Raw genomic sequence first — 5,542 nt, forward strand, 5'->3', positions numbered from 1 at the left:
GACCAAGGATCTGCCCGGCACCACCAAGGGCGGCCCTGCCGGGCGGATCACCGGAGCCCGCCTGGTCAAAGAAGCCGACAGCTGGCACATCGTGTTCCGAGCCGAACGCCAGGTGCCTGCCCCGGCCTGCCATCCTGGCCCGCAGGTCGGGATCGACCGGGCGATGGACGGGCGCCTCCCGGGAGCGGACACAAGCTGCGCCGCTCCCGCTCCGTAGCGCGACAATGGACGGGTGCTGATGCTTCTGGACACCCCGTCGCTCTACTTCCGCGCCTTCTACGGCGTGCCGGAGTCGATGACCGCACCGGACGGCATGCCGGTCAACGCCGTACGCGGGCTCATCGACATGATCGCCACCCTGGTCCGCGACCACTCGCCCACCGGGCTCGCCGCCTGCATGGACGCCGACTGGCGGCCCGCCTTCCGGGTCGCCGCGATCCCCACGTACAAGGCGCACCGCGTCGCCACCGGGAACGAGGAGCAGGTGCCCGACACGCTCGTCCCGCAGATCCCCGTCATCGAGGAGATCCTCGACGCGGTCGGCATCGCCCGGCTCGCGGCCGACGGGTACGAGGCCGACGACGTCATCGGGACGCTGGCGCACCGCGAGGCGGGGGCGGTCGACATCGTCACCGGCGACCGCGACCTGTTCCAGCTCGTGGACGACGCCAAGCCCTGCCGTGTCCTTTACACGGTCCGGGGCATTCGCAACCTTCAACTGGTCGACGAGGCGTTCGTCGCCCAGAAGTACGGGATCCCCGGTCAGGGATACGCGGACTTCGCCACCCTGCGCGGCGACCCGAGCGACGGCCTCCCCGGCGTTCCCGGCATCGGGGAGAAGACGGCGGCCGCCCTGATCAGCCGGTTCGGCTCGCTCGGCAAGCTGCTCGCCGCGCTGGACGAGGGCGTCCACGAGGGCTTCCCCGCCGGAAGCCGGGCCAAGCTGGCGGCCGCCCGGGCCTATCTCGACGTCGCTCCCGCTGTGGTGAAGGTGGCGCACGACGCGCCGGTCTCCGGCACCGAACTCGCCTGCCCCGCCGCGCCGCGCGACGCCGACCGTCTGGTTGCCCTCGCCGACCGGTTCGGCCTGGACGGCCCGGTGAACCGACTGCTCTCCGCGCTGTCCTCGCGGACCGCGTCCTGATGCCGATCCCATCGGCAGGCCCCGGGGACGGGCGTCCTCGGGGCCTGCGCGTTACTCCGGTGCGGTAGCCGCGGGAGGCTACTTCTTGAGGCTCCAGCCCGTGCCGTACCCGCTGAGGTGCAGCGCGAGGCAGAACAGTCCGGCGACGCCGAGCGTGGTCACCGTGAGGACGGCGCCGACGGCCCAGCCGCCGATGGCGAAGACCAGTGCTGCGAGGAAGAACAGCGCGGCGAGGAGAGCGAACATCCCTACCTCCAGGGACCCAGGGGGCTTGTTATAGGGAGATTTCCACCCAGACCACCTGAGAACCTTGCCGCATGGTTACTGTGCGCGAACTGGCCGTTACAGGCTCCCGACCGGGCGGTCAGTTCGCCCCGGCGTTGCCGACGGACCGCATCGGCCGACGCCCTGGAGCGGCGGACGCGCCGGATCGGGCGACGCCCTCGACCGGGCCCGGTGATCCGACGGTCAGTTGACCGAGGAGTACGCCACGACGCCCCGGCGCAGCGCGTCGATGGCCTTGTTCGCGTTCTCCTTGACCTTGCTCCCGATCGGCGCCGCGTCCCTGAGCTGGCCGAGCAGGTCGAGCAGCTGCTTCATCCAGCGCACCAGGTCGCCCGCCGCGAGATCGCCGTCGGTGAGGACGGCGTCGAGGCTGTGCCCCTTGGCCCAGCGGAACGCCACCCAGACGAACCCGAGGTCGGGCTCCCTGACGAACGACAGCCCGTGGTCCTCCTCGATGGACTCCAGCTCGCCCCACAGCCGGATCATGGCGGCCAGCGCCTCCTTGGCCTCGCCGGCCGGGATCTGCGGGCTCCGGGCGTCGTCGGACTGCCGCGACTCGTAGATCAGCGAGGACACGCACGCGGCGAGCTCCGCCGGATCCAGCCGCTCCCACAGACCCGCGCGCAGGCACTCCGCGGTGAGCAGGTCCAGCTCCGTGTAAAGCTTGGCCAGCCGACGGCCCTCCTGGGTGACGGTCTCGCCCTCCAGGTAGCCGAGCTGGTCGAGCACCCCGCACACCCGGTCGAAGGTCCTGGCGATGACATTGGACCGGCCCTCGACCCGGCGGCGCAGCCCCTCGGTCTCGCGCAGCAGCTTGTGGTAGCGCTCGGCCCACCGCGCGTGGTCCTCGCGCTCGTCGCAGCCGTGGCAGGGGTGCTGCCGCAACCGCCGGCGCAGCTGCAGGATCTCCTCGTCCTCCGCCGCGTGGTCCTTGGCGCGCGGCGGCTTCCCGAGGTCGCGGTCACCGATCTTGGCGTGCATGGTGGAGACGAGGTTGGCCCGCTCCTTCGGGGCCCGCGCGTTGAACCCCTTGGGGATCCTGATCCGCTCGACCGGCTCCACCGGCACCGGGAAGTCGGCCGGGGACAGCCGCTTGACCTGCTTGCCCGCGGTGAGAACGAGCGGGGAGGGCCCCTCGCCCCGGACGTTGACCCCGGGGTCCAGAACCACGGCCAGGCCCGCGCGCCGCCCGCCGGGCACCCGGATGACGTCTCCGGGCTTCAGCTCCTCCAGGGAGCGTACGGCCTGCGCCCTGCGGGCGGCTCCGCGCTGGCGGGACAGCTCCGACTCGCGGTCCGACAGCCGCCTGCGCAGCGCCGCGTACTCCTGGAAGTCACCGAGGTGGCACGTCATGGCCTCGGCGTAGCCCTCCAGGGCCTGCTCGGACTTGCGTAGCTGGCGGGCCAGTCCGACGACCGCCCGATCGGCCTGGAACTGAGCGAAGGAGTCCTCAAGCAGCGCGCGGGCGCGGGCCCGTCCGACCTGCCCGACAAGGTTGACCGCCATGTTGTACGACGGCCGGAAGCTGGAGCGCAGCGGGTACGTACGGGTGCTGGCGAGCCCGGCGACGCCGACCGGGTCCATGCCGGGCTGCCACACCACGACCGCGTGGCCCTCGACGTCGATGCCGCGCCGCCCGGCCCGGCCGGTGAGCTGGGTGTACTCCCCCGCGGTCAGGTCGGCGTGGGTCTCGCCGTTCCACTTGTCGAGCTTCTCGATCACGACCGAACGCGCGGGCATGTTGATGCCCAGGGCGAGGGTCTCGGTGGCGAAGACCGCCTTGACCAGGCCCTTGGTGAACAGCTCCTCCACGACTTCCTTGAACGCGGGCAGCATGCCCGCGTGGTGCGCGGCCAGGCCACGCTCCAGGCAGTCGCGCCATTCCAGAAAGCCGAGAACCGCGAGATCCTCGTCCGGCAGGTGGGCCGTACGCTCGTCGACGATCTGCCGGATCTCGTGCCGTTCCTGCTCCGTCGTCAGCCGGAGCCCGGCGTACAGGCACTGCACAACGGCGGTGTCGCATCCGGCGCGGGAGAAGATGAACGTGATCGCGGGCAGCAGCCCTTCGGCGTCGAGCTTCTCGATGATGTCCGGCCGGTTGGAGACCGGGCCGCGGCGCGGCCGCGAGTAGCCCCGCCGCCCGCGTGCCTGCGCCAGCCTCGCCTCGTCGCGGGAGATCCGCATGAGGTTGGGGTTGATCCGCAGCACGCCGTCGCCCTCGTTGGCGAACAGGTCGTACAGGCGGTTGCCGACCAGCATGTGCTGCCAGAGCGGCACCGGGCGGTGCTCGTCGACGATGACCGTGGTGTCGCCGCGGACCTCGCCGAGCCACTCGCCGAACTCCTCGGCGTTGCTGACCGTCGCGGAGAGCGCGACCACCCGGACCGACTCGGGCAGGTGGATGATCACCTCTTCCCAGACCGCGCCGCGGAAGCGGTCGGCGAGATAGTGCACCTCGTCCATGACCACGTATCCGAGGCCGGCGAGCGTGCCGGATCCGGCGTAGAGCATGTTGCGCAGGACCTCGGTGGTCATGACCACGATCGGCGCCTCGCCGTTGACGCTGTTGTCCCCGGTGAGCAGGCCGACCTTGGTCGCGCCGTACCGGCGGACGAGATCGTTGTACTTCTGGTTCGACAGCGCCTTGATGGGCGTCGTGTAGAAGCACTTGCGCCCCTGCTCCAGGGCGAGGTGGACGGCGAACTCCCCGACCACGGTCTTGCCCGACCCGGTAGGGGCGGCGACCAGGACGCCGTCTCCGGCCTCCAGCGCCTCACAGGCGTCGATCTGGAACTCGTCGAGCGCGAAGTCGTACAGACCCCGGAACGAGGTGAGGGCGGGCCCGCTACCGGCCTGCTGCTCACGGAAGGCGGCGTAGCGTTCCGCAGGCGTACTCATGGGTCCAACCCTACCGATCCCCGGGTGATTGGCTGTCGTTGGTAGTGATCGGCCCATGCGGCTGTTGTCTCTCGTACTCTCCGCGGTGGCCACATCGTCGCCCCGCTGTGGGCGCACGGCCTCGCCGCACACGGCCGCCGCCGGGAAGACCGCCCGATTCACCCGAGGTCGCGCAGAAAAGAATGCGCCGACGGGCATTTCCATGCATGCATTAACCACGTCGGCCACCCGCGCGGCCGGACAGTGGCATATGAACATGTTTCACTGATGCGTTTTCGATGAATTCGAGACTTTCCAGTGTCGCAACAGCCTGTCCCAGGCCGCACGAATACGAGCGGTTGTTGGAATTGGTGATCCCTCAGGTCGTGGGCGATGTCCCGTCCCGGCCGAGAACGGCGGAAAAATCGCCGATGCGACAGAGCCCCGAACTGTTTCCGGCAAGAGGTAATCAGCCCTTTGCCTATTACGGGTGTCCGGCCCTGCGCGGCGCACTCTACCGTGGGGACAGGTCAACACGCCGTTTCGGCGTCTTCCCGGAAGACCGATTCGACGCTCCGTCAATCAGTAGTGACTGAGACCAGGCCGCGCAGCCAGCAGGTCCGGTGTCACGTGAGACACAGCCCCACGCATGAGTGGGGGCGTGGAACCATCACCACCACACGGAGTGATTCCTCATGCTCAGACAAGCTCTCGCCGCCGGCGCAATGGTGGCCTCCGCCTTCGTCGTCCCGATGACCCTGTCGGCCCAGCCCGCGAACGCCTCCGTCACACCCTCCGCGATCGCCGCCTCGAACGTCGCGGCATCCTCGATCCAGTGCTGGGGAGGAAACGGCTGCGGCTGCCCTTCTCGACACGCGCGGTTCCGCAGGACCTTCATCGAAGAGCGCGTCGTCACCCACCCCAGGCTCCGTAGGGCCTACATCACAGAACGCGTCGTCACCCACCCCAGGCTCCGCAGGGCCTACATCACAGAACGCGTCGTCACCCACCCCAGGCTCCGCAGGGCCTTCGTCGAAGAGCGCCGCGTCGTGACACACCCGAGGGTCCGCAGGCACTTCGTCGAGCAGCGCGTCTTCGTCGAACACCCGCGCCTTCGCAGGACCTTCATGGAAGCGCGCGCCGTCACCCACCCCAGGCTCCGCAGGGCCTTCGTCGAAGAGCGCCGCGTCGTCACACACCCGAGGGTCCGTAGGGCCTTCGTCGCAGAACGCCGCT

4 protein-coding genes and 1 pseudogene are annotated in these 5,542 nt (G+C 69.9%); 3 read left to right on the forward strand and 2 right to left on the reverse strand.

Annotation, left to right across the window (positions count from 1 at the left end):
* Window positions 1–217 (forward strand): annotated as a pseudogene (locus tag QSK17_RS18595) (RNA-guided endonuclease TnpB family protein); the annotation flags it as partial.
* A 21-nt stretch (window positions 218–238) separates the two neighbouring features.
* A complete protein-coding gene (locus tag QSK17_RS18600; RefSeq protein ID WP_285706321.1) occupies window positions 239–1,144 on the forward strand; it encodes a 5'-3' exonuclease in 906 nt (301 codons plus the stop codon).
* Between the two features lie 78 nt (window positions 1,145–1,222).
* Here QSK17_RS18600 and QSK17_RS18605 read toward each other — a convergent pair whose 3' ends face one another.
* Together QSK17_RS18605 and QSK17_RS18610 are read right to left on the reverse strand one after the other, a co-directional pair.
* Window positions 1,223–1,390 (reverse strand): hypothetical protein, encoded by a 168-nt coding sequence (locus QSK17_RS18605; protein WP_285706135.1) that lies wholly within the window; start codon window positions 1,388–1,390, stop codon window positions 1,223–1,225.
* Window positions 1,391–1,612: 222 nt separating this feature from the next.
* Window positions 1,613–4,327 (reverse strand): DEAD/DEAH box helicase, encoded by a 2,715-nt coding sequence (locus QSK17_RS18610; protein WP_285706136.1) that lies wholly within the window; start codon window positions 4,325–4,327, stop codon window positions 1,613–1,615.
* Between the two features lie 674 nt (window positions 4,328–5,001).
* Between QSK17_RS18610 and QSK17_RS18615 the strand changes: the two genes are divergently transcribed.
* On the forward strand, window positions 5,002–5,542 hold a 541-nt coding region (locus QSK17_RS18615; RefSeq protein WP_285706137.1), incomplete at its 3' end, for a hypothetical protein.

Source organism: Microtetraspora sp. NBRC 16547 (genome assembly GCF_030268965.1).
Lineage (GTDB): Bacteria > Actinomycetota > Actinomycetes > Streptosporangiales > Streptosporangiaceae > Microtetraspora.

Bases quoted from the DNA above. Each gene is read 5' to 3' on its own strand.
- QSK17_RS18600 (WP_285706321.1), top strand. From the start codon at position 239: ATGCTTCTGGACACCCCGTCGCTCTACTTCCGCGCCTTCTACGGCGTG.
- QSK17_RS18605 (WP_285706135.1), bottom strand. From the start codon at position 1,390: ATGTTCGCTCTCCTCGCCGCGCTGTTCTTCCTCGCAGCACTGGTCTTC.
- QSK17_RS18610 (WP_285706136.1), bottom strand. From the start codon at position 4,327: ATGAGTACGCCTGCGGAACGCTACGCCGCCTTCCGTGAGCAGCAGGCC.